This window comes from Neisseria sicca VK64 (genome assembly GCF_000260655.1).
Lineage (GTDB): Bacteria > Pseudomonadota > Gammaproteobacteria > Burkholderiales > Neisseriaceae > Neisseria > Neisseria sicca_B.
Genome location: NZ_AJMT01000176.1, coordinates 1 through 24,664, shown reverse-complemented (window position 1 = coordinate 24,664; position 24,664 = coordinate 1). Strand labels below are relative to the sequence as shown.

The 24,664-nt window shown below is 50.5% G+C and carries 19 protein-coding genes and 1 pseudogene; 14 read left to right on the top strand and 6 right to left on the bottom strand.

Annotation, left to right across the window (positions count from 1 at the left end; genetic code table 11):
* A pseudogene (locus HMPREF1051_RS10080) lies at positions 1-365 on the bottom strand (IS481 family transposase); the annotation flags it as partial.
* Positions 366-876: 511 nt separating this feature from the next.
* On the opposite strand from HMPREF1051_RS10080, the gene HMPREF1051_RS10075 reads away from it, so the two are divergent.
* The 3 genes from HMPREF1051_RS10075 (at position 877) to HMPREF1051_RS10065 (ending at position 6,893) form a co-directional block, all read left to right on the top strand.
* Complete coding sequence (locus tag HMPREF1051_RS10075; protein WP_003768095.1) at positions 877-3,237, top strand: NosR/NirI family protein; 2,361 nt, start codon at positions 877-879, stop codon at positions 3,235-3,237.
* A 120-nt stretch (positions 3,238-3,357) separates the two neighbouring features.
* A complete protein-coding gene (gene nosZ / locus HMPREF1051_RS10070; RefSeq protein ID WP_003759063.1) occupies positions 3,358-5,328 on the top strand; it encodes a TAT-dependent nitrous-oxide reductase in 1,971 nt (656 codons plus the stop codon).
* A gap of 209 nt (positions 5,329-5,537) precedes the next feature.
* Positions 5,538-6,893, top strand: coding sequence for a nitrous oxide reductase family maturation protein NosD (locus HMPREF1051_RS10065; protein ID WP_036492918.1), 1,356 nt, complete (start codon positions 5,538-5,540; stop codon positions 6,891-6,893).
* 53 nt (positions 6,894-6,946) lie between these two features.
* Here HMPREF1051_RS10065 and HMPREF1051_RS10060 read toward each other — a convergent pair whose 3' ends face one another.
* The gene (locus HMPREF1051_RS10060; protein WP_003768128.1) at positions 6,947-7,171 is read right to left on the bottom strand and encodes a hypothetical protein; all 225 of its coding nucleotides are present in this window, start codon (positions 7,169-7,171) and stop codon (positions 6,947-6,949) included.
* On the opposite strand from HMPREF1051_RS10060, the gene HMPREF1051_RS10055 reads away from it, so the two are divergent.
* From HMPREF1051_RS10055 to HMPREF1051_RS10045, 3 genes are read left to right on the top strand one after another with little or no spacing between them, the layout of a single operon-like run.
* Entirely contained in the window at positions 7,170-8,066 is an 897-nt protein-coding gene (locus tag HMPREF1051_RS10055; protein ID WP_003768105.1) for an ABC transporter ATP-binding protein, read from the top strand. The genes HMPREF1051_RS10060 and HMPREF1051_RS10055 overlap by 2 nt on opposite strands.
* Positions 8,063-8,893 carry an ABC transporter permease gene (locus HMPREF1051_RS10050; RefSeq protein WP_003768097.1) on the top strand — a complete coding sequence of 277 codons (831 nt, stop codon included), beginning with the start codon at positions 8,063-8,065 and terminating at the stop codon, positions 8,891-8,893. The genes HMPREF1051_RS10055 and HMPREF1051_RS10050 overlap by 4 nt, the downstream gene beginning before the upstream one ends.
* Positions 8,890-9,384: a nitrous oxide reductase accessory protein NosL gene (locus tag HMPREF1051_RS10045; RefSeq protein WP_003759050.1), complete on the top strand. Its 495-nt coding sequence runs from the start codon at positions 8,890-8,892 to the stop codon at positions 9,382-9,384. The genes HMPREF1051_RS10050 and HMPREF1051_RS10045 overlap by 4 nt, the downstream gene beginning before the upstream one ends.
* A 232-nt stretch (positions 9,385-9,616) precedes the next feature.
* On the opposite strand, the gene cysE is transcribed toward HMPREF1051_RS10045, so the two are convergent.
* Entirely contained in the window at positions 9,617-10,435 is an 819-nt protein-coding gene (gene cysE, locus HMPREF1051_RS10040; RefSeq protein WP_003768130.1) for a serine O-acetyltransferase, read from the bottom strand.
* A 171-nt stretch (positions 10,436-10,606) separates the two neighbouring features.
* Here cysE and grpE point away from each other — a divergent pair, with 171 nt between their 5' ends.
* From grpE to dnaK, 3 genes are all read left to right on the top strand, one after another.
* On the top strand, positions 10,607-11,170 hold the full coding sequence (gene grpE / locus HMPREF1051_RS10035) for a nucleotide exchange factor GrpE (RefSeq protein ID WP_003768101.1): 564 nt from the start codon (positions 10,607-10,609) through the stop codon (positions 11,168-11,170).
* A gap of 9 nt (positions 11,171-11,179) precedes the next feature.
* Positions 11,180-11,302, top strand: coding sequence for a hypothetical protein (locus HMPREF1051_RS15485; RefSeq protein WP_269208441.1), 123 nt, complete (start codon positions 11,180-11,182; stop codon positions 11,300-11,302).
* Positions 11,303-11,473: 171 nt separating this feature from the next.
* On the top strand, positions 11,474-13,405 hold the full coding sequence (dnaK, locus tag HMPREF1051_RS10030; protein ID WP_003768126.1) for a molecular chaperone DnaK: 1,932 nt from the start codon (positions 11,474-11,476) through the stop codon (positions 13,403-13,405).
* 359 nt (positions 13,406-13,764) lie between these two features.
* Here the strand turns inward: dnaK and alr are convergent, their stop codons facing one another.
* From alr to HMPREF1051_RS10015, 3 genes are all read right to left on the bottom strand, one after another.
* Entirely contained in the window at positions 13,765-14,823 is a 1,059-nt protein-coding gene (gene alr / locus HMPREF1051_RS10025; RefSeq protein ID WP_003768123.1) for an alanine racemase, read from the bottom strand.
* A gap of 274 nt (positions 14,824-15,097) precedes the next feature.
* Positions 15,098-15,847, bottom strand: coding sequence for a hydroxyacylglutathione hydrolase (gene gloB / locus HMPREF1051_RS10020; protein ID WP_003768107.1), 750 nt, complete (start codon positions 15,845-15,847; stop codon positions 15,098-15,100).
* Between the two features lie 331 nt (positions 15,848-16,178).
* Positions 16,179-17,306 carry a PilT/PilU family type 4a pilus ATPase gene (locus tag HMPREF1051_RS10015; RefSeq protein WP_003768121.1) on the bottom strand — a complete coding sequence of 376 codons (1,128 nt, stop codon included), beginning with the start codon at positions 17,304-17,306 and terminating at the stop codon, positions 16,179-16,181.
* 187 nt (positions 17,307-17,493) lie between these two features.
* Between HMPREF1051_RS10015 and HMPREF1051_RS10010 the strand changes: the two genes are divergently transcribed.
* From HMPREF1051_RS10010 to HMPREF1051_RS09990, 5 genes are all read left to right on the top strand, one after another.
* Positions 17,494-18,195 carry a 5'-methylthioadenosine/adenosylhomocysteine nucleosidase gene (locus HMPREF1051_RS10010; RefSeq protein WP_003768125.1) on the top strand — a complete coding sequence of 234 codons (702 nt, stop codon included), beginning with the start codon at positions 17,494-17,496 and terminating at the stop codon, positions 18,193-18,195.
* 141 nt (positions 18,196-18,336) lie between these two features.
* The gene (gene lepA, locus HMPREF1051_RS10005) at positions 18,337-20,130 is read left to right on the top strand and encodes a translation elongation factor 4 (RefSeq protein ID WP_036492921.1); all 1,794 of its coding nucleotides are present in this window, start codon (positions 18,337-18,339) and stop codon (positions 20,128-20,130) included.
* Complete coding sequence (lepB, locus tag HMPREF1051_RS10000) at positions 20,130-21,149, top strand: signal peptidase I (RefSeq protein ID WP_003768117.1); 1,020 nt, start codon at positions 20,130-20,132, stop codon at positions 21,147-21,149. The genes lepA and lepB overlap by 1 nt, the downstream gene beginning before the upstream one ends.
* 398 nt (positions 21,150-21,547) lie before the next feature.
* Positions 21,548-23,497: a hypothetical protein gene (locus HMPREF1051_RS09995; protein WP_003768103.1), complete on the top strand. Its 1,950-nt coding sequence runs from the start codon at positions 21,548-21,550 to the stop codon at positions 23,495-23,497.
* 138 nt (positions 23,498-23,635) lie between these two features.
* On the top strand, positions 23,636-24,664 hold a 1,029-nt coding region (locus HMPREF1051_RS09990), incomplete at its 3' end, for a surface lipoprotein assembly modifier (protein WP_003768112.1).

Below are 24,664 nucleotides of genomic sequence, written 5' to 3'. Positions count from 1 at the left end.
TAATCCCGCTTATCGGTGGCTTTCTGCCCTTTGAGCAGCGGCAGCCGTTTGGTGTCGAGATGCACCAGCTCTCCGGGGTAGGATTTATTGTAGCGTTTGGCCTGCTTTTTGAGTTTTTCCTGAATACTGCGTTCTACCTTGACCAGGCGTTTCATTCCGTACTTTGCCTGTTTGAAACGGTTGTTGGTACTGGTTTGCGGTTTGAGCAGCTTGGCCCTTGCGGCTTTAAGGGCGCGGTAAATGGTGACGCGGCTGACTTGGTAGCGGCGTGCCAGGGAGGTGACGCTTTCCTTCCCCTGCGTGTAGGCCAGCCAAATGGCTTGTCGGTGGTGCGGGGTGAGGCGGGTGTTTTTGTGCATGTTCATGTTTCAGTATTCTCCTGGAAATACTGTAAACAACGCTACTGATTTCTACATTTAAAGATTATAGTGGATTAACTTTAAACCAGTACGGCGTTGCCTCGCCTTAGCTCAAAGAGAACGATTCTCTAAGGTGCTGAAGCACCAAGTGAATCGGTTCCGTACTATCTGTACTGTCTGCGGCTTCGTCGCCTTGTCCTGATTTAAAGTTAATCCACTATATTCAATAAACCGCAACTTGAAAAACAAATCAGCACCGCATTAGCTGCGCTATGTACAGATTGCGATTGCCCTATATCAAAAACATATTAATACACCACAAAACCCAAAATGATTTAATTACCTGGTTTTCTATTCCATTAGCAACAAAAATAGAGCCATCCCCACATAATCACAAAGTATTACTTACCGTTAAAACCAGGTTTTAAGATTTGTAAATTTGACATAGGTCAAATTATTGCAAATAATGGATTCATATAATGTTAATGTTTAGAGTATCGAATAATCGGGAACAGCCATGTCCTGCCTAAAAACGAAACACACATCAGGCATCTTGAATACGATGCTGGCGATGTTTGCCGTATTTGTCCTATTGTTTTCGACACTGCCCGCTTACGCCGAGCGTTTGCCTGACTTTTTGTCAAAAGTCCAGCCTTCGGAAATTTTTCCGGGTGCAGACCGTTATGGCAAGCCTGAAGGCAAGCCTATGGTTGCCCGTGTTTATAAGGGCGACGAGCAGTTGGGTTTGGTGTATATCACGACGGACGTGGTCAATACACGCGGCTATTCGAGCAAACCGATTGATACGATGATGGCTTTGGCCAACGACGGAACGATCGCCGGTGCGAAGCTGGTCGATCACCATGAGCCGATTATGCTTATTGGTATCCCGCAATCGCGTGTGGATAAATTCATCAATAAGTATATCGGTTTGAATTTTATTAAAAATCCACCTACTCCGGGCGTCGCCCCCGGGGACATCATCAGTGGCGCGACCGTTACGCTGATGGTGATTAACGACAGTATCCAACGTTCGTTCAAAGTTGTTGCCGGCAAATATGGTTTGGGTACTGACAAAGCCGTTCAGACGGCCTCCGCCAATGCTGCGGATACGCAACAGGCTGCCGCTCCTGCGGCTCAAACCCGGCCTCGCCGCGCTGTCAATCCTGACAAACAGGATATCCAATCTTGGAATGCGCTGCTGGAACAAAAAGCCATCGGTCATCTGCACATTACTGTTGACGAAATCAACAAGCTGTTTGAAAAAGGCGGCAAAGCAGGTGTTGCCGAACATGCCGAACAAGGTGCAGGCGACGATACCTTTATCGATTTGTACACTGCCGTAGTCAGCCAGCCTTCCATCGGCAAAAGCCTGCTGGGCGAGGAAGGTTGGAAAAACCTGCAAAACCGTCTGCAACCGGGTCAACAAGCTGTCTTGGTTGCCGGTGAAGGCCGTTATTCTTGGAAAGGTTCGGGTTATGTCCGCGGCGGTATTTTCGACCGTATCGAGATGATTCAAGGCGAAAACAGCTTCCGCTTCACCGACGCGCAACACGAACGCTTGGTTGATCTGGCAGCCGAAGGTGCGCCCCACTTTAAAGAAGTATCTTGGTTTACGATTCCCGAAGGTGTGGAATTCGATGCTGCCGAACCTTGGCGTTTGCAGTTGATGGTTCAACGCGTACTGAGCGTAAACGACAAAGCGTTCGTAACCGCCGATTTGGATTACGAGCTGCCTCAAGGTTACTATGTCGATGACCCGAAAGCACCGCCTGTCGAAATCAGCGCGCCAGTCGAACCGGCAGCCGCCCCTGCCGCCGACCAAGCTTCAGACACCAAAGGCATAGCCGAAGAAGCCTCTGAAGCCTCTTCAAACGACGGTGCATCCAACCAACTCTGGAAACAGGTGTGGAAAGCGAAACAGGGACAAATCGCCGTAGTCGGCATCGCATTGACCATCCTGCTTTTGGTCTTCCTGTTCCAAGACTGGATTGTCCGCTATGAGAAATGGTACGACCGCTTCCGCCTGGTATTCCTGACATTTACCCTGTTCTATATCGGTTGGTACGCTCAGGCGCAACTGTCGGTCGTCAATACGCTGACACTGTTCTCCGCCATCCTGACCGAATTCCGTTGGGACTTCTTCCTGATGGATCCGATTGTGTTCATCCTGTGGCTGTTTACCGCCGCAACCATGCTGCTGTGGAACCGCGGTACATTCTGCGGCTGGCTCTGCCCCTTCGGTTCGCTGCAAGAGTTGACCAACCGTATCGCCAAAAAATTGGGCGTGAAACAGATTACCGTGCCGCACCTGCTGCACACGCGCCTGACTGCGATTAAATACGTCATTTTCTTCGCACTATTGGCAATTTCCCTGTACGATTTGGGTACGGCGGAAAAATTCGCAGAGGTAGAACCTTTTAAAACGGCGATTATTTTGAAATTCGTCCGCGAATGGTGGTTTGTCGCGTTTGCCGTTACCCTTTTGGTTGCCGGCCTGTTCATCGAACGCTTCTTCTGCCGCTATCTGTGCCCATTGGGCGCGGGTATCGCCCTACCCGGCCGCTTCCGCGTATTCGACTGGCTTCGCCGCTACAAAATGTGCGGCAACCCTTGCCAAATCTGTACGCACGAATGCCCTGTTCAGGCGATTGCACCGGAAGGCGACATCCATCCGAACGAATGTATCCAGTGCCTGCACTGCCAAGTCATGTATCACCATGACACACGTTGCCCGCAAGTTGTGGCAACCAACAAGAAAAAACAAAAACAGGCGGCGGCAAAAGCCGACCCCGAAACCGCATCTGCAAAACAGCAGCCTGGGGAGCAGGTTGTGCAGTTTGTGAAAAAAGAAACCGCCCCTAAAGCCGGCGAATAATCTGAAACCCTAAAGAAATACCGGGTCAACCGTACCCACACTTATAAACATAAATACGTTTTTTCAATCGGCAGGTCGTCTGAAAACGCCGGCTGCCGAATTTTATCCAAGGAGTGTTGTATGTCAGACGAAAAATTAGAACAAAACGGCTTAAGCCGTCGTTCATTCTTAGGTACTGCCGCCGTTTCAGGCGCAGGTATTGCCGGCGCCGGTCTGTTGGGTTTGGCGGGCTGTTCCAAAGAGGGTGGCGATAAAGCCGCCGCTTCAGGTGCTGCGCCTGCCGCCAAAACCGAGTCTCATGCCTCTGCCGAACCGGGCAAACAGACTTCCGAAGTCGGTCCGGGCGAACTCGACCAATACTACGGCTTCCTCTCCGGCGGCCAATCGGGCGAAATGCGCTTGATCGGCGTACCTTCCATGCGCGAACTGATGCGTATCCCCGTGTTCAACATGGACAGCGCGACCGGTTGGGGCCGTACCAACGAGAGCCTGCGTATTTTGAATGAAAAAAATACGCCGGAAACCAACCAGTTCCTGAAAGACAGCGGCCTGCGCTGCTACCCTAACGGCGACTTGCACCACCCTCACTTGTCGTTTACCGACCAAACTTACGACGGCCGCTACGCGTATGCCAACGACAAAGCAAACAACCGCGTTTGCCGCGTCCGCCTGGACTTCATGAAAACCGACAAAATCACCGAAATCCCTAACGTTTCCGGTGTACACGGTCTGCGTCCGCAACGTTATCCGAAAACCGGCTATGTCTTTGCCAACGGCGAACACATCGTACCGGTAAGCGGTGTGGGTACTTGGAACGACGCCAAAACTTGGAATGCCGTTTATACCGCCATTGACGGCGAAACCATGGACATCGCATGGCAAGTATTGGTGGATGGCAACTTGGACAACGGCGATGCCGACTACCAAGGCAAATACTCCTTCTCCACCTGCTACAACTCCGAACGCGCCCTGACCGTACAAGGTGCTTCTTCCAACGAGCAAGACTGGTGCGTAGTCTTCAATCTTGCCGCCATCGAAGAAGGCATCAAAAAAGGCGACTTCAAAGAAGTCAACGGTGTGAAAATGCTGGACGGCCGCGCAGAAGCCAATTCCCCTTACACCCGCTACATCCCCGTGCCGAACTCTCCGCACGGCTGTAACGCTTCCCCTGACGGCAAATACATCATGCTCAACGGCAAACTGTCTCCGACCGTTACCGTATTGGACGTCAGCAAACTGGACGATTTGTTCGCCGGCAAAATCAAAGAGCGCGACGTGGTTGTCGCCGAACCCCAACTGGGTCTCGGTCCTTTACACACCGCGTTTGACGGCCGCGGCAACGCCTACACCACGCTGTTTATCGACAGCCAAATGGTCAAATGGAACATCGACGACGCCATCAAAGCCTACAAAGGCGAAAAAGTGGATCCGATCAAACAAAAACTCGACGTCCACTACCAACCCGGCCACAACCATACGACCATGGGCGAAACCAAGGAAGCCGACGGCAAATGGCTGGTATCTTTGAACAAATTCTCCAAAGACCGCTTCCTCAACGCCGGCCCGCTGAAACCGGAATGCGACCAGTTGATCGACATCTCCGGCGACGAAATGCGCCTGGTACACGACAACCCGACCTTTGCCGAACCGCATGACCTGTGTCTGGTTGCCGCTTCCAAAGTCAACCCGAAAAAAACCTGGGACCGCAAAGACCCATGGTTCTGGCAAGACGCTGTAGAACAGGCGAAAAAAGACGGTGTCGAGCTGGAAAAAGCCGCCAAAGTCATCCGCGAGGGCAACAAAGTCCGCGTATACATGACTGCCGTTGCACCTGCGTACAGCATCCCGCAATTCGAAGTCAACCAAGGCGACGAAGTAACCGTATATGTGACCAACGTTGAAACCATCGAAGACTTGACCCACGGCTTCACTTTGGAAGGCTACGGCATCGCCATGGAAATCGGCCCGCAAGCTACCCAATCGGTAACCTTCAAAGCCGTCCGTCCGGGCGTACACTGGTACTACTGCCAATGGTTCTGCCACGCCCTGCACATGGAAATGTCCGGTCAAATGATCGTTAAACCCCGATAATCGGGTTTGACGGTTTATCACTGACTTAACGGAAAGGTCGTCTGAAAAAACTTTCAGGTCTTAGCGAAACCCGCTGCCCTCGTTTTCAGACGACCTTTTATAGCAGAACCGTTTGGACGCAACAGACTGTTCCGCTATAAAACAAAAACACGGCCCTTACAGGCAGGCATCACCGTGCCGACGCACACCGCACGAATCAGAGGAACTCCATGCACACACCCCAATTCAAAACATGGCGACGCGCTGTCCTGACATTTATGTTCGGCGGCATGATTCAGACGACCTTTGCAGCCACCATCGACGTTTCCCCTACCGACAACCTCCCCGAAGTCATCGCGCGCGCGCAGGCAGGCGATACGCTCAAGCTCGCCTCCGGCACTTACAAAACTAAACTGCTTATCGACAAACCCATCACCATCGAAGGCCCTGCCGACCGCTCCGCCAAAATCGAAGGCGACCGCACCGGCCGCACCATTGCCGTCATCGCCCCCGACGTTACCCTGCGTAACCTCACCGTCACCCGTTCCGGCATGAGCCTGCCCGCCATGGACGCCGGCATCTACCTCGAAGAAACCGCCCCCCGTGCCTTAATCGAACACAACAACATCCTCGACAACTCCGTCGGCGTGTATATCCACGGTTCTGCCGAATCCATGGTGCGCGAGAACAAAATCGTCGGCGACTCCACCCTGCGCGTCAACGAACGCGGCAACGGCGTAACCGTCTGGAACGCACCCGGCGCGCAAGTTGTCAGCAACGACATTTCCAAAGGCCGCGACGGTATTTTCTCCAACACCAGCAAAAACAACACCTACAAAAACAACCGTTTCAGCGACCTGCGTTTCGCCGTTCACTACATGTACACCAACGACAGCGAAGTCAGCGACAACATTTCCGTCGGCAACAACATGGGCTACGTCTTGATGTTCTCCGACCGCCTCAAAGTACACGGCAACATCGCCGTCGGCAGCCGCGACCAAGGCATCATGCTCAACTACGTCAACTATTCCGAAATCAACGACAACATCATCAACAAAGCCGGCAAATGCGTTTTCGCCTACAACGCCAACTACAACAAAATCGTCGCCAACCATTTTGAAAACTGCGAAATCGGCATTCACTTTACCGCCGCCATCGAAGGCACGACCCTTTCCGACAACGCTTTTCTCAGCAACGAAAGCCAAGTCAAATACGTCAGCACACGTTTTCTTGACTGGGGCGAAGGCGGACGCGGCAACTACTGGAGCGACAACAGCGCGTTCGACCTAGACGGCGACGGCTTCGGCGACAGCGCATACCGTCCCAACGGCATCATCGACCAAATCATCTGGCGCGCGCCTGTTTCCCGCCTCCTGATGAACAGCCCCGCCATCAGCATCGTCAAATGGGCGCAATCGCAGTTCCCCGCCATCCTCCCCGGCGGCGTGATCGACAGCAAACCGCTGATGAAGGCAGGCAGCAACAAAACCACCACCAAATACGAAGCCATGAAAGAACAACTGTTGCAAGAAGCCAAAACCCATCAGTCCGAATGGAGCGATGCCGAAAACGGCTCATTGAACTAAGCGGAACCGGCAAACACGCCCCGCAAGGTCGTCTGAAAACTTTTCAGACGACCTTAAAACCCCGCCGCAGCAAGGTTTTGCCCCTCATTGCCGTACCAACGGGCATCCGCCGCAAATACGGTGCAACCCGCAACGCAGGCAACAGTCGAAAACGCCGCCCCATCACAAACGTCGTCTGAAACCCCTCTCCCCTTTTTCAGACGACCCCATACAAAAAACGCCCTTTTCAGACGACCCTCAACGTCGTCTGAAACCCATTCACACAAGGAAGCACTCATGAGCGCACACCATGTCGAATTGAGAAACGTAACCAAACGCTTCGGCGCACAAAAAGCCGTCAACCAAGTCGATTTAGTCTTGAAGGCGGGGGAAAGTGTCGGTCTTGCCGGACACAACGGCGCAGGCAAGTCCACGCTCATCAAATTGATACTCGGGCTGATTACCCCCACCGAAGGCGAAGTCATGCTGCTGGGTGAGCACACAGGCAGTAAAGCCGGCGCACAGTTGCGCAGCCAAATCGGCTACCTGCCCGAAACCGTCGCCCTGCACCCTTCCCTCAGCGGCATCGAAACCCTCAATTTCTACGCCAAACTCAAAAAACAGCCGCTCACCAAAAACCACGAACTCCTCGAACGCGTCGGCATTTCCCAAGCCGCCCGCCGCCGCGTCGGCACCTACTCCAAAGGCATGCGCCAACGCCTCGCCCTCGCCCAAGCGCTGCTGGGTGAACCCAAAGTATTGCTGTTTGACGAACCCACCACAGGCCTCGACCCCGCCTCGCGCCAAATGTTTTACGAAGTCGTGCGCGAACTCAACGGACGCGGCGCCACCGTCCTCCTCAGCACCCACGCCCTTGCCGAACTCGACGGCCACGCCGACCGCATCGTCGTCATGAAAAACGGTGTCAAAGTCGCCGACGGCAGCATGGACGAGCTGCATGTCCAAAGCGGACTTCCCCTCACCGTCAACATCCGCCTCAAATCCCCGCGTCCGTTAAGCGAACGCTGGCAGTCGCTTTCAGACGACCTCAGCTATCAGGCGCAATGTCAGGCTGAAGAACGCATGGCATTACTCAGCGAACTGGGCAACCTGTCCGACCTCGCCTACCTCGACATCCACACACCCACACTCGACGACATGTACGCACAATTCTTAAAAAGGGAGGACGTATGAACCCCGTTTGGATTATCACCGGAAAAGAAGTCCGCGACAGCCTGCGCAACCGCTGGGTACTCGCCGCCTCCGTCCTGCTCGCCACCCTCGCCCTCTCATTGGGCTTCCTCGGCAGCTCGCCGACAGGCTCGGTTAAAGTCGATCCGCTGACTGTAACCGTTGTCAGCCTCTCCAGCCTGTCCATCTTCCTGATTCCGCTCATCGCCATGCTCCTCTCCTACGATTCCCTCATCGGCGAAATCGAACGCGGCACTATGGCGCTGCTGTTGAGCTACCCCGTTTCCCGCAACCAAATCCTTGCCGGAAAATTCATCGGACACCTCATCATCCTCGCCCTCGCCACCACCGCAGGCTACGGAATTGCGGGCATCACGCTCCAACTCGCCAACGGCAGCTTCGACATCGCCGCGTGGAAACCCTTTGCCCTGCTGATTGCCGCCAGCGTGATTTTGGGCGCGGCATTCCTGTCCATGGGCTACCTCATCAGCGCGAAAGTCAAAGAACGCGGCACCGCCGCCGGTATCGCCATCGGCGTTTGGCTGTTTTTCGTCGTCATCTTCGACATGGCGCTTTTGGGCATCCTTGTCGCCGATACCCAGCAAACAATCACCGCCCCCGTCGTCGAAACCGTCCTTCTTTTCAACCCCACCGACATCTACCGCCTGCTCAACCTGACCGGTTACGAAAACACCGCTATGTACGCAGGCATGGCAGGTTTGAGCGAACAAATCAGCCTGACCATGCCCGTATTGCTGACCGCGCAGATATTATGGGTTATTATTCCCCTTATCTTGGCAGCAAGAATTTTTGGAAAGCGACAAATATGAAAAAGATTTTACCTGCGCTCCTCGCCGCCCTGCTCCTGAGTGCCTGTCCCAAAGAGGATGACACCCCGCCGCCTGAGCCTCAGCAAATCAGCGACCGCGCCGTGGGGCACTATTGCAGCATGAACCTGACCGAACACAACGGCCCCAAAGCCCAAATCTACCTCAACGGCAAACCCGACCGCCCCGTCTGGTTCTCCACCATCAAGCAGATGTTCGGCTACACCAAGCTGCCCGAAGAGCCTAAAGGCATCCACGTCATCTACGTTACCGACATGGGCAAAGTCAAAGACTGGAGCAAACCCAATGCCGACACCGCATGGATAGACGGCAAAAAAGCCTACTACGTCATCGAAAGCGGCTTTATCGGCGGCATGGGTGCAGAGGACGCCCTCCCCTTCGCCGACAAAGCCCAAGCAGAGAAATTTGCCAAAGAAAAAGGCGGCCGCGTCGTCAGCTTCGACGAAATGCCCGATTCCTACATCTTCAAATAATCCCTTCACATCAAAAAGGTCGTCTGAAAACCTTACCCATCAGGTTTTCAGACGACCTTTTTATATAGTGGATTAACTAAATCAGGACAAGGCGACGAAGCCGCAGACAGTACAGATAGTACGGAACCGATTCACTTCTTAGAGAATCGTTCTCTTTGAGCTAAGGCGAGGCAACACCGTACTGGTTTAAAGTTAATCCACTATATCTGCGGTCTTAATCGGGCGATTCAGTTCAAATCACAAAATCCATCGCCGTTCCCTGCAAACTCTGGTCCATGTCTGCCGACGGGGTTTTGACCGAACGCCCCACCGGTTTGGCAGGCACGCCGACGACGGTGATTGACGACGGTACGTCCGCAACGACCACGCTGCCTGCGCCGATTTTGGAATTGTCGCCGATGCGGATGTTGCCCAATATCGAAGCGTTCGCGCCGATCATCACGCCGTCGCCGATTTTCGGATGGCGGTCGCCGCTTTCCTTACCCGAGCCGCCGAGCGTTACGCCGTGCAGGATGGAAATATTGTTGCCCAACACGGCGGTTTCTCCGGCGACGAAACCGGTGGCGTGGTCGAGCATCAGCCCATGACCGAAACGGGCGGCGGGGTGAATATCGACGCCGAACACTTCCGACATACGGTTTTGCAGGAAATACGCCAGCGTTTTGCGGCCGTTTTGATAGAGCCAGTGGTTGATGCGGTGCGCCTGAATGGCGTGGAAACCTTTGAAATATAAAAGCGGCAGCGAATATTCGTCGCAGGCGGGGTCGCGTTCGTAAATGGCTTTCAAGTCGGCTTCGACGCAGTTGCTGATGCGCGCGTCGCTGCCCAATGCCTGCTGGTAGATTTCAAACAGGGCGCGCACGTCCATAATCGGGCTGCCAAGTTTGCTGGAAAGGTGGTAGGCAAGGACGGAATCGAGCGAGTCGTGGCGCAACACGGTTTGGTGCAAAAAGCTCGCCAGCATCGGTTCGGCTGCGGCTGCGGCTGCGGTTTCTTCGCGGATGGTATGCCAGAGGTTGAAATCGGTTGTGTTCAGGTGGTCTTTTTTCATGTTGGGGGTCGTCTGAAAATAGGATGGTGTCGGTGTATCTTACCTTTTATCAACGATTTGCGATAGCGCATTGCGGAATATGCTTATGATGGTTTCCGTGTGCTTGAAGTTTTTTCAGACGACCTTATATAAAGTAGCATTCGATTCAAACCATTCCAAAGGATGCATGAAATGAGCGAACATCACGAACAATATCAACACGAAACCGAAGAGGCGGTAAACGCAGAAGCCGCCCAAGCCCCCAATACCGAACAACCCGAAGCTACCGAACCGCCGACTTACGAAGAATTGCAGGCGCGTATCGCCGAGTTGGAAGGACAGTTGAAAGACAGCGAGCTGCGCGGTCTGGCGAACGAGCAAAACCTGCGCCGCCGCCATCAGCAGGAAATCGCCGATACGCACAAGTTTGCCGGGCAAAAATTCGCCGCCGAAATGCTGCCGGTCAAAGACTATCTTGAAATGGCGCTGCTCGACCAAAGCGGCAATTTCGACGCGCTGAAAATGGGCGTGCAAATGACGCTGAACGAATTGCAAAAAGCGTTTGACGCCACGCACATCAAAGAAATCAACCCGCAGCCCGGCGACAAACTCGACCCGCACCAACATCAAGCAATGCAGGCGGTCGTCAGCGAGCAAGAGCCGAACACCATCGTCAGCGTCATGAAAAAAGGCTACACCCTGTCCGACCGCGTATTACGTCCCGCAATGGTTGTCGTGGCGAAACAAGAATCCTGAAGGCACCGCTTGATAAAGTTTATCAAGCATAAAATTTTCAGACGACCCTTCCCCGCCCCTCAAGCCCCAATCCCGCTTTTGGAAAATCATTCCGATGATGCCCAATCGGAAAACAAAGACAAGGTCGTCTGAAAAACAAAATACCGTCCTGTGGATAAATAGTTTAACTTGTTGAATTTCATATAAAAAAAATTTCAACAAAACCCTTGAAAAAATATCGGGCAACCTTATTTACAGGTCAACGGAACAAAATGTTCCACACAATTATTAATTTAGAAAAATCTTTTTAGGAGCAACATCAATATGGCAAAAGTAATCGGTATCGACTTAGGTACAACCAACTCTTGTGTATCCATCTCTGAAAACGGTCAAACCAAAGTTATTGAAAACGCAGAAGGCGCACGCACTACGCCGTCTGTCGTCGCTTATCTGGACGGCGGCGAAGTCCTCGTCGGCGCACCGGCCAAACGCCAAGCCGTAACCAACGCTAAAAACACCATCTACGCTGTCAAACGTTTGATCGGTCATAAATTTGAAGACAAAGAAGTCCAACGCGACATCGAATCCATGCCTTTCGAAATCATCAAAGCCAACAACGGCGACGCATGGGTGAAAGCGCAAGGCAAAGAGCTGTCTCCGCCGCAAGTTTCCGCAGAAGTCCTGCGTAAAATGAAAGAAGCCGCCGAATCTTATTTGGGCGAAAAAGTAACCGAAGCCGTGATTACCGTTCCGGCCTATTTCAACGACAGCCAACGTCAAGCCACCAAAGACGCAGGCCGCATCGCCGGTTTGGACGTAAAACGCATCATCAACGAGCCGACCGCAGCCGCTTTGGCATTCGGTATGGACAAAGGCGACAACAAAGACCGCAAAGTAGCCGTATATGACTTGGGCGGCGGTACCTTCGATATTTCCATCATCGAAATCGCCAACCTCGACGGCGACAAACAATTCGAAGTATTGGCAACCAACGGCGACACCTTCTTGGGTGGTGAAGACTTCGACCAACGCCTCATCGACTACATCATCGCCGAGTTCAAAAAAGACCAAGGCATTGATTTGAAACAAGACGTGATGGCATTGCAACGCCTGAAAGAAGCTGCCGAAAAAGCCAAAATCGAATTGTCCAGCGGCCAGCAAACCGAAATCAACCTGCCGTACATCACCATGGACGCAACCGGCCCGAAACACTTGGCAATGAAAATTACCCGTGCCAAATTTGAGAGCCTGGTTGAAGACCTGATTGCCCGCTCTATCGAGCCTTGCCGCACCGCATTGAAAGATGCCGGCTTGAGCACCAGCGACATCGACGACGTGATTTTGGTCGGCGGTCAGTCCCGTATGCCGAAAGTACAAGAAGCCGTAAGAGACTTCTTCGGCAAAGAACCGCGCAAAGACGTGAACCCTGACGAAGCCGTTGCCGTAGGCGCAGCGATTCAAGGCGAAGTATTGAGCGGCGGCCGCAGTGACGTATTGCTGCTGGACGTAACCCCTCTGTCCTTGGGTATCGAAACCATGGGCGGCGTGATGACCAAGCTGATTCAGAAGAACACCACCATCCCGACTAAAGCGTCGCAAGTGTTCTCTACCGCCGAAGACAACCAAAGCGCAGTAACCATCCATGTACTGCAAGGCGAACGCGAACGCGCTTCCGCCAACAAATCTTTGGGTCAGTTCAACTTGGGCGACATTGCACCTGCACCGCGCGGCATGCCGCAAATCGAAGTAACCTTCGACATTGACGCCAACGGCATCCTGCACGTTTCCGCCAAAGACAAAGGCACAGGCAAAGCAGCCAACATCACTATCCAAGGTTCTTCAGGTTTGAGCGAAGAAGAAATCGAACGCATGGTGAAAGATGCCGAAGCCAATGCTGAGGAAGATAAAAAACTGACTGAATTGGTCGCTTCCCGCAACCAGGCCGAAGCCCTGATTCATTCCGTGAAAAAATCTTTGGCCGACTACGGCGACAAACTCGACGCAGCCGAGAAAGAAAAAATCGAAGCCGCGTTGAAAGAAGCCGAAGAAGCCGTGAAAGGCGATGACAAAGCCGCCATCGATGCCAAAGCCGAAGCACTGGGCACAGCTAGCCAAAAACTGGGTGAAATGGTTTACGCGCAAGCACAAGCCGAAGCCCAAGCAGGCGAAAGCGCACAAGCCGAGCCGTCTTCCGCCAAGAAAGACGACGACGTAGTAGATGCCGACTTTGAAGAAGTAAAAGACGACAAGAAATAATTGAGGTCGTCTGAAAAAAGCGCGAATCGTAAGGTTCGCGCTTTTTTGTTTTTTGCTTGATGTGATGTTTTCAGACGACCTCTTGGGATGCGGCATTTCCATTTAAAAGCAAAACGTATCCGACATCCTGCCTTATAGTGGATTAACTTTAAATCAGGACAAGGCGACGAAGCCGCAGACAGTACAGATAGTACGGAACCGATTCACTTGGTGCTTCAGCACCTTAGAGAATCGTTCTCTTTGAGCTAAGGCGAGGCAACGCCGTACCGGTTTAAAGTTAATCCACTATAAAAACCAAAAGGTCGTCTGAAACCCAATACCATGATTTCAGACGACCTTTAAACAAAAACAATCTTGTCTTATTCCGAATATGTAAACTTCGCGCGTTTGACGTTGCAAAAAATTTCATACGGAATCATACCGGCGGCTTCGGCGACTTCGTTGATGTTGACGACATCGCCCCACAATTCAACTTCTGCGCCCAAGCCTTCTTGGGAAGCGTCGAGTTCGACGGTAATCATGTCCATAGACACCCTGCCGATAATTCGGCTGCGTTTGCCTTCGACGGCAACAGGCGAATTGGTCGAGGCGCGGCGCGGATAACCGTCGGCGTAGCCGCAGGCAATCAGACCAACACGGGTGGACTTGCTGGTGTAAAACGTTGCGCCGTAGCCGATGGGAGAATGAGGTTGCAGGACGCGTTCGCCGAATACGCGGGAAGTCAGGCGCATGACGGGTTTCAGGCGTTCGTCCACGCCGCCGAACGGAGAAATTCCGTAAAGTGACAGACCGGCACGACCCCAATCGCGGCGGGCTTCGGGAACGTTCAGGATGGCAGCGGAGTTGGCAAGGCTTTCTTCGCCTTCCAAGCCTTCACACGCCAAATCAAAGGCTTCAAGCTGCATTTCGGTCATACCGTTGTCGGGTTCGTCAGCGCAGGCAAAATGGCTGAATTTGACGATGCTGTCAACGTGTTTGCATTGTTTCAGGGCGGTGTAGGCGGAAGTGTAATTGTGCGGGAAGAAGCCGGCACGGTGCATACCGGAATCCATTTTGAGCCAGACTTTGACGGGGTGCTGCCAATGATGGGCGATTAAGGCTTCGAGTTGCCATTGGCTGCCGACGCCCGGCCACAAATTGTATTTATCGACGGTAGCGTATTCCGACGCTTCAAACACGCCTTCGAGCAATACGATGGGATTGGTAATGCCGCTCTCGCGCAATTCGACGGCTTCGTCCACGGTGGCGACGGCAAACCCGTCGGCAAGGTCAGACAATGCGTGGGCGCACCGTACCGCGCCGTGTCCGTAAGCGTCTGCTTTAATGACGGCAAGCATCTTGCCGCCGTGAATCTGTTTCAGGGTTTGGTAATTGTGGCGCAGATTGTCCAAGCGGATTCGGGCATTTAATGGACGCATGATTTGTTCTTTCTGTTAATGAAGGTCGTCTGAAAATGGATATTCACGTTTTCAGACGACCTTAAAATATGGCTAATGCTTATAATTATAGGCTTAAAGACGTATTTTTTAAATATCCGATGCGCCCGCCCAATTAATTATCTTATTAATGGACAAGCATCAATCCGACTAACCTAAGATAAAAATCCCTAAATATTGGACATTTGAACGAATCGTCCAGACGAAGTTCTTGGTGCGAAAATACTTTTTTCAGGAAGCCTGCTTTTACTCAAAATCAAAACCGGTTTTTCAATTCCCGCAGCGCCGCGAACACTTCCAAACCATTGTTCAATCGCTTCCCAGTCAATTCCTCAACCCGTTCGCGGACTTGGGACAAATCGACCCGCAAAAACGGATTGATTTTGCGTTCATGCGCAAGGGTTACGGGCAGGGTCGGCGTATGTTCCGCCTCGCCTAAAGCCGCTTGAATATCGGGATTCTCCGGTTCGATAAATTCGGCGAAACGCAGATTGGCAGTGGTGTATTCATGCGCAGGATAAAACAGCGTTTCTTCGGGCAGCTGATTGAACCTTTGGAAACTGTCGTACAACTCCTCTATCGTTCCCGTAAACACCCTGCCGCAGCCGGCGGAGAATAAGGTATCGCCGCAGAAAACGTGCAGACCTTCAGCGTTTTCCAAAAGATAGCTGACGTGGCGGTCGGTATGGCCGGGCGTCGCCCACACGGTGACCAGCCCGTCGCCAAAAGGAAACTGCGTACCTGCCGTCACCGTATGCGTTGCCACATCGATATCCGTCTCACCGTACACGGGCGATTCCATAAAGCCGTTTTTGAGGGATTGGACTCCGCCGATATGGTCGTGATGCAGATGGGTAACCCACGTTTGCGCCAGCATCAGGCGGTTGCGGACGAGGAATACCAAAACGGGCGTGGCATCGGACGGATCGACGCAGGCGGCGTGGTTGCCGTCTTGAATCATCCAAATGTAGTTGTCGTTTAGGGCTTGGACGGGTGTAATTTTCATAGGATTTCTTTTGTAGGTAGTGATTTGAGATGCGGCTGAACCATGAAGCCGTATGGTATAGTGGCTTAACTTTAAACCAGTACGGTGTTGCCTCGCCTTAGCTCAAAGAGAACGATTCTCTAAGGTGCTGAAGCACCAAGTGAATCGGTTCCGTACTATCTGTACTGTCTGCGGCTTCGTCGCCTTGTCCTGATTTAAAGTTAATCCACTATATTTACAAAACAGTTTAACAGAAATGACTTGAACGTTATTGGTATGCTTGATCGGCACAGACAAAAAAGGTCGTCTGAAAAGTGGTTTTCAGACGACCTTTGCTCATTCCCGACAACTTTTAAATCAGTTCCAAATCCGGGCCGGCGTTTTGGGCGCGGCGGCTGCGCAGTTGGATGTCCAGGCGCAGGTCGTGGGCGGAGTCGGCGTTTTTAATAGCGTCTTGGAAGCTGATATCGCCGCGTTCGTACAGCTCGTAAAGCGCTTGGTCGAAGGTTTGCATACCCATGGCAGTAGATTTTTTCATCATTTCTTTAATGCCGTGGATTTCGCCTTTTTGAATCATCTCGGAAATAATCGGCGAATTGAGCAGGATTTCCACTGCGGCTACGCGCCCCTTGCCGCCTTCGCGGGGAATCAGGCGTTGCGAGATGAAGGCTTGCAGGTTGAGCGACAAATCGGTCAAAAGCTGGGTGCGGCGCTCTTCGGGGAAGAAGTTGATGATGCGGTCGAGCGCTTGGTTTGAGTTGTTGGCGTGCAGCGTGGCGAGACAGAGGTGGCCTGTTTCGGCGAACGCCAAGGCGTAGTCCATGGTTTCGCGGTCGCGAATCTCGCCGATGAGGATGACGTCCGGCGCCTGACGCAGGGTGTTTTTCAGCGCGGCAAACCAGTTTTCGGTATCCACGCCGACTTCGCGCTGGGTAATGATGCTTTTTTTGTGTTGATGGACGAACTCAATCGGGTCTTCGATGGTGATGATGTGGTCTTGGCAATTTTCGTTGCGGTGGTCAACCATCGCGGCGAGCGAGGTCGATTTGCCGGAACCGGTACCGCCGACGAAAATCACGAGGCCGCGTTTTTTCATCACCACGTCTTTCAAGACGGGGGGCAGATTGAGGCTGTCGAAATTCGGGATTTTGCTGGTAATGGAGCGGAACACCAACGCCGTCGCGCCGCGCTGCACCATGGCATTGACACGGAAGCGGCTGGTGTCGGGCAGGCTGATGGCGAAGTTGCATTCGTTGGTGGAGGAAAACTCTTCGATTTGTTTGGTGGACATAATCGAAAAAGCGATTTCCATACATTTTTCGGAGGTCAGCAGCTCGTCGGTAATCGGCGTGATTTTGCCGTCCACTTTCATAGCGGGCGGAAAATTGGTCGTAATAAAGAGGTCGGAGCCTTTGTATTTGTTCATATGGCGCAGCCAAGTGAACAATTCGTCTTTTGCGCTGGGGGGATTGGTCATCATGATATTGGATAATTTCGGTGGTTATTTTATTAAAATGGATTATATCAAATAAATCATGATACATAAAAATGGCAAGATTACCGTATCGAATAATAAGACAGGCGGGCAATATGGCGGATTCAATACGGGTATGGAATGCCGCCGCTGCTGTTATAATACCGCCCACAATTTCATGGAAGAATAAAAAATGTCTGTACAAACAGTGGCGGTCATCGGTGCGATGGAGCAGGAAATCGAGCTTTTGCGCGAAGCAATGGATAATGTCAAAAGCGTGTCTTTCGGTAAGTTTACCGCCTACGAAGGCGAGATGTCGGGCAAACGCATGGTGTTGGTATTGAGCGGCATCGGCAAGGTCAACGCTGCGGTTTCAACGGCTTGGGTTATCCATCAATTCGCGCCTGACTGCGTCATCAATACCGGCAGCGCGGGCGGTTTGGGCAAGGGTTTGAAAGTCGGCGACATAGTGGTCGGCACGGAAATCGCGCATCACGACGTCGATGTAACGGCGTTCGGCTATGTTTGGGGACAAGTGCCGCAACTGCCCGCCGTATTTGTTTCAGACGACCTCTTGGTCGGCAAAGCAAAACAGGCAGCGGAAGTGTTTGAAGGCGCGGCGGTAGCGCAAGGTTTGATTGTCAGCGGCGACCGCTTTGTCCACAGCAGCGAAGGCGTGGCGGAAATCCGCAGCCACTTCCCCGAAGTCAAAGCGGTGGAAATGGAAGCGGCGGCGATTGCGCAAGCCTGCCACCAGTTGAACACGCCTTTCGTCGTGATCCGCGCGATGTCCGACTCGGCGGACGAAAAAGCGGACATCAGCTTTGAAGAGTTTTTGAAAACAGCGGCGGCAAGCTCGGCGAAAATGGTGGAAAAGATTGTCGCGTCGCTGTAAAACACGCATAAAATCATGCGGAAACAGTAAATTTCCGCTAGAATGTCAGGCTATTTCACTTTGCCTGAAGGTCGTCTGAACGGTCTATTTGATTTTCAGACGACCTTTTCAGAATCACTGCTTATCTTTCAAAATAACAATATGAAAAATATCCGAAATTTCTCCATCATTGCCCACATCGACCACGGCAAATCGACGCTTGCCGACCGCTTCATCCAATACTGCGGCGGCTTGGATTTGCGCGAAATGAGTACGCAGGTACTCGATTCCATGGACATCGAAAAAGAGCGCGGCATCACCATCAAAGCGCAAACCGCCGCGCTCAACTACAAAGCACGCGACGGGCAGGTGTATCAGCTCAACCTGATTGACACGCCGGGACACGTCGACTTTTCTTACGAAGTCTCCCGCTCCTTGTCCGCCTGTGAAGGCGCGCTTTTGGTTGTTGACGCGTCTCAAGGCGTGGAAGCGCAAACCGTGGCGAACTGCTATACCGCGATTGATTTGGGCGTGGAAGTCGTGCCTGTTTTGAACAAAATCGACCTGCCCGCCGCTGACCCCGAACGCGTGGAACAGGAAATCGAAGACATTATCGGCATTGATGCCGTCGGCGCGGTGCAATGTTCCGCCAAAAGCGGCATCGGTGTGGAAGATGTTTTAGAAGAAATCGTCGCCAAAATCCCCGCGCCGACCGGCGATGAAAACGCACCGCTGCAAGCCGTTATCGTCGATTCGTGGTTTGACAACTATGTCGGCGTGGTCATGCTGATTCGTGTGAAAAACGGCACCATCAAACTGAAAGACAAAGTGCGCTTTATGAGCACCAAAGCTGAAACGCAGGTCGAGCAGTTGGGTGTATTCACGCCGAAATCCGTTCAAAAACAAGAGCTCAAAGCCGGAGAAGTGGGCTTTTTGATTACCGGCGTGAAAGAATTGGGACAGGCAAAAGTCGGCGACACGGTTACTTTGGTTGCCAACCCCGCCTCTGAGCCGCTGCCTGGTTTCCAAGAAGTACAAAGCCAAGTATTCGCGGGTCTTTACCCAGTGGAAAGCCACGACTACGAAGCTTTGCGCGACGCTTTGGAAAAATTGCAACTTAACGATGCTTCATTGAAATTCGAGCCTGAAGTTTCCCAAGCATTGGGATTCGGCTTCCGCTGCGGTTTCTTGGGCCTGCTGCACTTGGAAATCGTACAGGAACGCTTGGAGCGCGAGTTCGACATGGATTTGATTACCACCGCGCCGACGGTGGTTTACGAAGTCGTGTTGAAGAGCGGCGAAAAAATCGAAGTCGAAAACCCGTCCAAACTGCCCGACATCGGCAGCATCGAAACCATTCTCGAGCCGATTATCACCGCGACCATCCTCGTGCCGCAGGAATACGTCGGCAACGTCATGACTTTGTGTAACCAAAAGCGCGGCGTACAGGTCAATATGCAGTACATGGGCCGCCAAGTCATGCTGACTTACAATTTGCCTATGAATGAAGTCGTGATGGACTTTTTTGACAAACTCAAATCTACTTCGCGCGGCTATGCCTCGCTGGACTACCATTTCAAAGAGTTCCAACCGTCTGATTTGATTAAGCTCGACATCATGGTCAATGGTGAAAAAGTCGATGCCTTGAGCCTGATTGTGCACCGTCAAAGCGCGGTTCACCGAGGCCGCGAGCTGGCAGCGAAAATGCGCGAGCTGATTCCGCGCCAAATGTTCGACATCGCCGTCCAAGCCGCCATCGGCAGCCAGATTATCGCCCGCGAAAACGTCAAAGCCCTGCGTAAAAACGTCTTGGCGAAATGTTACGGCGGCGATATTACCCGTAAGAAAAAACTTCTCGAAAAACAAAAAGCAGGCAAACGCCGCATGAAACAAGTGGGCAACGTGGAAATCCCGCAAAGCGCGTTCTTGGCGATTCTGCAAGTGAGCGACAAATAATGAGCACAAATTTAATCTACGGCGCGATTGCCGCCATCGTTATCGGCATTTTCCTTTATTTCATAAGCAGCAAAGAACGTCAGGAAAACGGAGAATGGAGCTCCGGCCTGCAATGGGCGTATCTTTTGTGCATGATCGGCGTTTTCGGCATCCTGTCTTTTTACATGAGCTTTACCGCCGTATTGCTGATATTTGTCGTATTCACCGGCATCGTTTGGGCAATCCACAAAGGTCGTCTGAAAAAAGACCCGTCGCACCAGGACAAAGCCCACTTTACCGACTACATGAGCGGCTTTTTCCCGATCATCCTCGTCGTCTTCATCCTGCGTACCTTTATCGCCGAGCCATTCCAAATCCCGTCCAGCTCCATGCGCCCTGGCTTGGTTAAAGGCGACTTCATCCTTGTAAACAAATTCGCCTACGGCATCAGAACCCCGATCATCAACAACGTCCTGATTCCGACCGGACAAATCGAGCGCGGCGACGTCGTCGTGTTCAACTATCCCGTCCAGCCTGAAATGAACTACATCAAGCGCATCGTCGGACTGCCGGGCGATACCGTCGAATACCGCGACAAAGTCCTGACCGTCAACGGACAAGTCGCCCCCGACCAACCGAACGGCACCTACTCCTACCCTGACGATACCGAACCGTCCGCAATCCACAACCCCGAACTTTTTCAGACGACCCTCAACGGCAAAACCTTCAATATCCTGAAAGAGCCGGGACAACCCTCCGTTTTCATCCCCTCGCTCGACAACTACCGCATGAAAATCATGCCTGAAAACGGTTATTCCGTAGAGCAAAGCGGTTTGGAACACTGTCAATACGCCGAAGACGGCAGCGGCTTTACCTGCAAAGTGCCCGAAGGCCGTTACTTCGCCATGGGCGACAACCGCGACAACAGCGCCGACTCCCGCTACTGGGGCTTTGTGGACGACAAACTTATCGTCGGAAAAGCCTTCTTCGTGTGGATGAACTTCGGCGATTACAGCCGCATCGGCAGCAGCATCCAATAAGTTGCCCGTTTCATTCCGATAAAACACAAGGTCGTCTGAAAACTGATTTTCAGACGACCTTGTGTTTTATGGTAATTCTTAACGAATAAACCTCCCCTCTCTTCCTTACTTCAACTGTGACATCCTTAAATTTCATATAGCAAAGTTTACTCGTGCAAAAAATACATTCAAATTACTCATTTACCATTTTTAACTAAGCTTAATCAAGCCCGCATATTTGTATTTGTTTATAATATTACGATAGCGTAAACACTGCTTATGTTTGTTTTTATCACCTACGAAATCACTGCTTATTATTTTTAAAATATCGCATAGCAAATCTAGATCAGAATGGTAAGACCATACTGATTTAAACTTAAACTACTATGAATTTATTTTTCAACCAGTAAGGATTATTTATGCACACTCAAAATAAATCACCTATTACTCATTTTGTTCTAAGCGGTATTTGCGTTGCAATTTTAGCAGCCTGCGGCAGTTCAAATGGAGGTGGAGATTCACCCAAAAATCTATCTGTAGCCCCAAAAAACAACGTCAATAAAGATGACGCAAAAAAAGACAATACCAACAAAAACAACTCTAGTAAGGATAATTCTGACAAAGGTACTACCAATAAAAACAATTCCAACAAGGTTAACACTGGCAAAGGAAATGCCGACAAAAATAATGCCAATAAAGATAATAAAACTAACACTAACAAAGAAACATTATTATTAAATAAAGGCATTCAGGATAAACTGACCACACTAAAACTAAGTGATGTAATAAAAACTGAACAATTCAATCAAACTGAAGTGAATACCGGTTTCATTGCAAATAACTTAAGTGCGACCCCATTATTAGAGACAGCTAAAGGTCCACATGATCACCCTACCTCTCACCTTTTGACATCCGCTTATAGAAAAGATAAAACCAAACTTTTGCGCCCTCAAACAGTTATATTAGGGGGTGTAGCAACGCGTTACTTTACCAACTATACAGATGGTTATGTTGCGAAGAGAGCCGGTTATGACGAGATTGATACGCCATTAAGTGCAAAAAATCTGATTGGTGTAGATAAACGCAATAAAAATGGCATATTAGTTAAAAATGGCAGGAGCGTTAACATCTTAGATCAAACTGCCAGCAAACTGGAATTAGATAGTGTAGGCGGTAGCCGTTATACAAAATGGTTTAATAATTTTGCTACTAATGCCGATAATGAAACTGAATTGGATAAAGGCCGCCGTGTATTAACAGATGTGAAATACAAATTAGATGCAAATAATAATCCTGTATGGACTGTAACTACCGAACCCAGCAGCGGTTATCAATATGCACATTCTTTAAATCGTTATTTTAACAATAATCCAGACGATGAATTATATGTTAACCAAAACGGTGAATATGCATATCGTTTTACATTAAAAAAATCAACTACATTTGAAGTCAGTGCAGAATCAGCAAAAAATCATCCAGAACGTGCAGAGACACTCAAAGCATTAGGGTGGTCTGCTGGCAAGCAATATCACTTCGCACCAGGTAGCTACTTTATGGTTACACAAAAAGATGGCAGCCTAAAAATTGTAGCCGATAACGGACAAATGACGCAGGTATCCTTATATTCAGTCCATGTCGGTATTGATGACAATAAAGCATTGGGTGCATTCCAAAATAAACGTGTAATTGCCGAAATGTTCAGTGCATTAAACTATGGCAAGACAAATGAAATTCGTGCGATTTATACCTATGACGTTGGACAAGCCAATGGCTTCAATCAACAATATCTCTCATTAAATGCATGGCGCTATAAAAATGGCGATGGCACTTATGGACTCAATAATCCTTTTAACATCGGCATTTTCGACCGAGTTGCTACTGAAAATGGTATAGTTGCCAATGTCTATGACATGAAGACTAAAAAAGGTTTATCTGCCAAATATACAGGCGTTGCCTATTCCAGCCGAGATGGTAAACAAGACGGTGTGATGAATATGACTGCACAGTTCCATGAACCAGATATGGCTTACAACAATACTGTTTCAAGCAATAACGTTACCTTCAATGGCGCGATTACCAACCGTCGCCTAGATGACAAACGTAATGTATATTTTGCCAGCGGTAATGTAAAAACAGAGAGTGGAATGCCTTCTGCAAGCGCGGGTCAAAAAGTTTCTCTAGTGGGTAGAAGCCAAGTTGCTCAAAATGTTACTGTCTGGATGGAAGGAAAAAACCCAGGTGAAAATAAAGTAATTTATGGTCAAGGTAACGTACGTTTTGCCGGTCCAAATGCTGAAGAAGTCGGTGGTTTGTTAAAAATTACTACCAGCCATGGCGAAAACAATATCGGTTTCATTGGCAAACGCTAAGACGCTTACCCAAAGAAATAAGCAGCAGAAGCTTTGCATCTGCTGCTTATTATTTTCCAAGCAAACCCCTCTGCAAATAAACAAAGCGCAATTGGAGGGGCAACTTAAAATATCCTGAATTATCTGAAAAATATACTCATGAAATCTAATCAATTCATTTTTATTGCGGGCATATTATTTCCCATAATGGTTACTGCCGAAACAATTGCTAACCCTGAAACTGAAGCCGATCGCCAAATGGAAAGGATACAAGAAATGGCCATTCCTAAACCACCGGAGGTAGGCACCTCCCTTTTGAATGGTGTCAAGGCTTCTTTGAATGAGCATACTCAGACATTGACATTAGATGATCTAGCCAAACAACCAGAGCTGGCCGAACCTTTGTTAAATCAAGCATTGCAAGCGCGAAACTATATTGCTGCAGAGCAGCTCTTGCCTATATATCGTAAATGGAATGGGTATGACCCAATTTTATTGGATTATGCGCAAGGCGCAATTTGGCGTTCGCAAGGAAAGCATAAAAAAGCCATTACACTTTACCGTAATATTCTTGTTCGACATCCTAATCTTGTTGCCGTCCGTCTAGACTTGGCTGCTATGCTTTATGAGGATAAGCAAACCCGTAATTCACAACATGAATTTAATGCTGCCAAAAAGCAAGGTTTACCAGAAGATGTCCTTCCTACTATTGCCCTTTATGAAAACGCTATGGGGCAAAATAAATGGCAATTTTCAGGCAGTCTGAGTTACACCCAAGACAACAATATCAACAACGTTTCAGCTGAGCGTGAAATCCATCTTCCTCAGTTTGATAACTTGGCTTTTGAAAAAAATTCTGACTATCTGCCACAAAAAGGGCATGGTTTTACCTACGCCCTATCCGTTGATCGCGATATCAATCTCAAAGACAACCATTATTTCGCTCTTTCAAGCGATGTCGACGGTGTCAGCTATTGGGATAATCATGATTATGATGATCAAACAGCAAAGGTCAGTCTTGGTTATAAAAATAAAAGTTTTAAAACAGATAGTTTTGTTATGCCATTTTTAGAAAAGCGTCGCTACGGAAATCATCCTTATTACACGCGTACAGGTGTAGATTTAGGTATTTCACGTTGGATAAAACCAAATTTACGCCTATCTGCCAACGGAACCTTTGCACAAAAA

Bases quoted from the DNA above. Each gene is read 5' to 3' on its own strand.
- HMPREF1051_RS10045 (WP_003759050.1), top strand. From the start codon at position 8,890: ATGAAAAAGATTTTACCTGCGCTCCTCGCCGCCCTGCTCCTGAGTGCC.
- lepB (WP_003768117.1), top strand. From the start codon at position 20,130: ATGAGCACAAATTTAATCTACGGCGCGATTGCCGCCATCGTTATCGGC.
- HMPREF1051_RS10050 (WP_003768097.1), top strand. From the start codon at position 8,063: ATGAACCCCGTTTGGATTATCACCGGAAAAGAAGTCCGCGACAGCCTG.
- HMPREF1051_RS10055 (WP_003768105.1), top strand. From the start codon at position 7,170: ATGAGCGCACACCATGTCGAATTGAGAAACGTAACCAAACGCTTCGGC.
- grpE (WP_003768101.1), top strand. From the start codon at position 10,607: ATGAGCGAACATCACGAACAATATCAACACGAAACCGAAGAGGCGGTA.
- dnaK (WP_003768126.1), top strand. From the start codon at position 11,474: ATGGCAAAAGTAATCGGTATCGACTTAGGTACAACCAACTCTTGTGTA.
- lepA (WP_036492921.1), top strand. From the start codon at position 18,337: ATGAAAAATATCCGAAATTTCTCCATCATTGCCCACATCGACCACGGC.
- HMPREF1051_RS09995 (WP_003768103.1), top strand. From the start codon at position 21,548: ATGCACACTCAAAATAAATCACCTATTACTCATTTTGTTCTAAGCGGT.
- alr (WP_003768123.1), bottom strand. From the start codon at position 14,823: ATGCGTCCATTAAATGCCCGAATCCGCTTGGACAATCTGCGCCACAAT.
- HMPREF1051_RS10075 (WP_003768095.1), top strand. From the start codon at position 877: ATGTCCTGCCTAAAAACGAAACACACATCAGGCATCTTGAATACGATG.
- HMPREF1051_RS10065 (WP_036492918.1), top strand. From the start codon at position 5,538: ATGCACACACCCCAATTCAAAACATGGCGACGCGCTGTCCTGACATTT.
- cysE (WP_003768130.1), bottom strand. From the start codon at position 10,435: ATGAAAAAAGACCACCTGAACACAACCGATTTCAACCTCTGGCATACC.
- HMPREF1051_RS10015 (WP_003768121.1), bottom strand. From the start codon at position 17,306: ATGATGACCAATCCCCCCAGCGCAAAAGACGAATTGTTCACTTGGCTG.
- gloB (WP_003768107.1), bottom strand. From the start codon at position 15,847: ATGAAAATTACACCCGTCCAAGCCCTAAACGACAACTACATTTGGATG.
- nosZ (WP_003759063.1), top strand. From the start codon at position 3,358: ATGTCAGACGAAAAATTAGAACAAAACGGCTTAAGCCGTCGTTCATTC.
- HMPREF1051_RS10010 (WP_003768125.1), top strand. From the start codon at position 17,494: ATGTCTGTACAAACAGTGGCGGTCATCGGTGCGATGGAGCAGGAAATC.
- HMPREF1051_RS10060 (WP_003768128.1), bottom strand. From the start codon at position 7,171: ATGAGTGCTTCCTTGTGTGAATGGGTTTCAGACGACGTTGAGGGTCGT.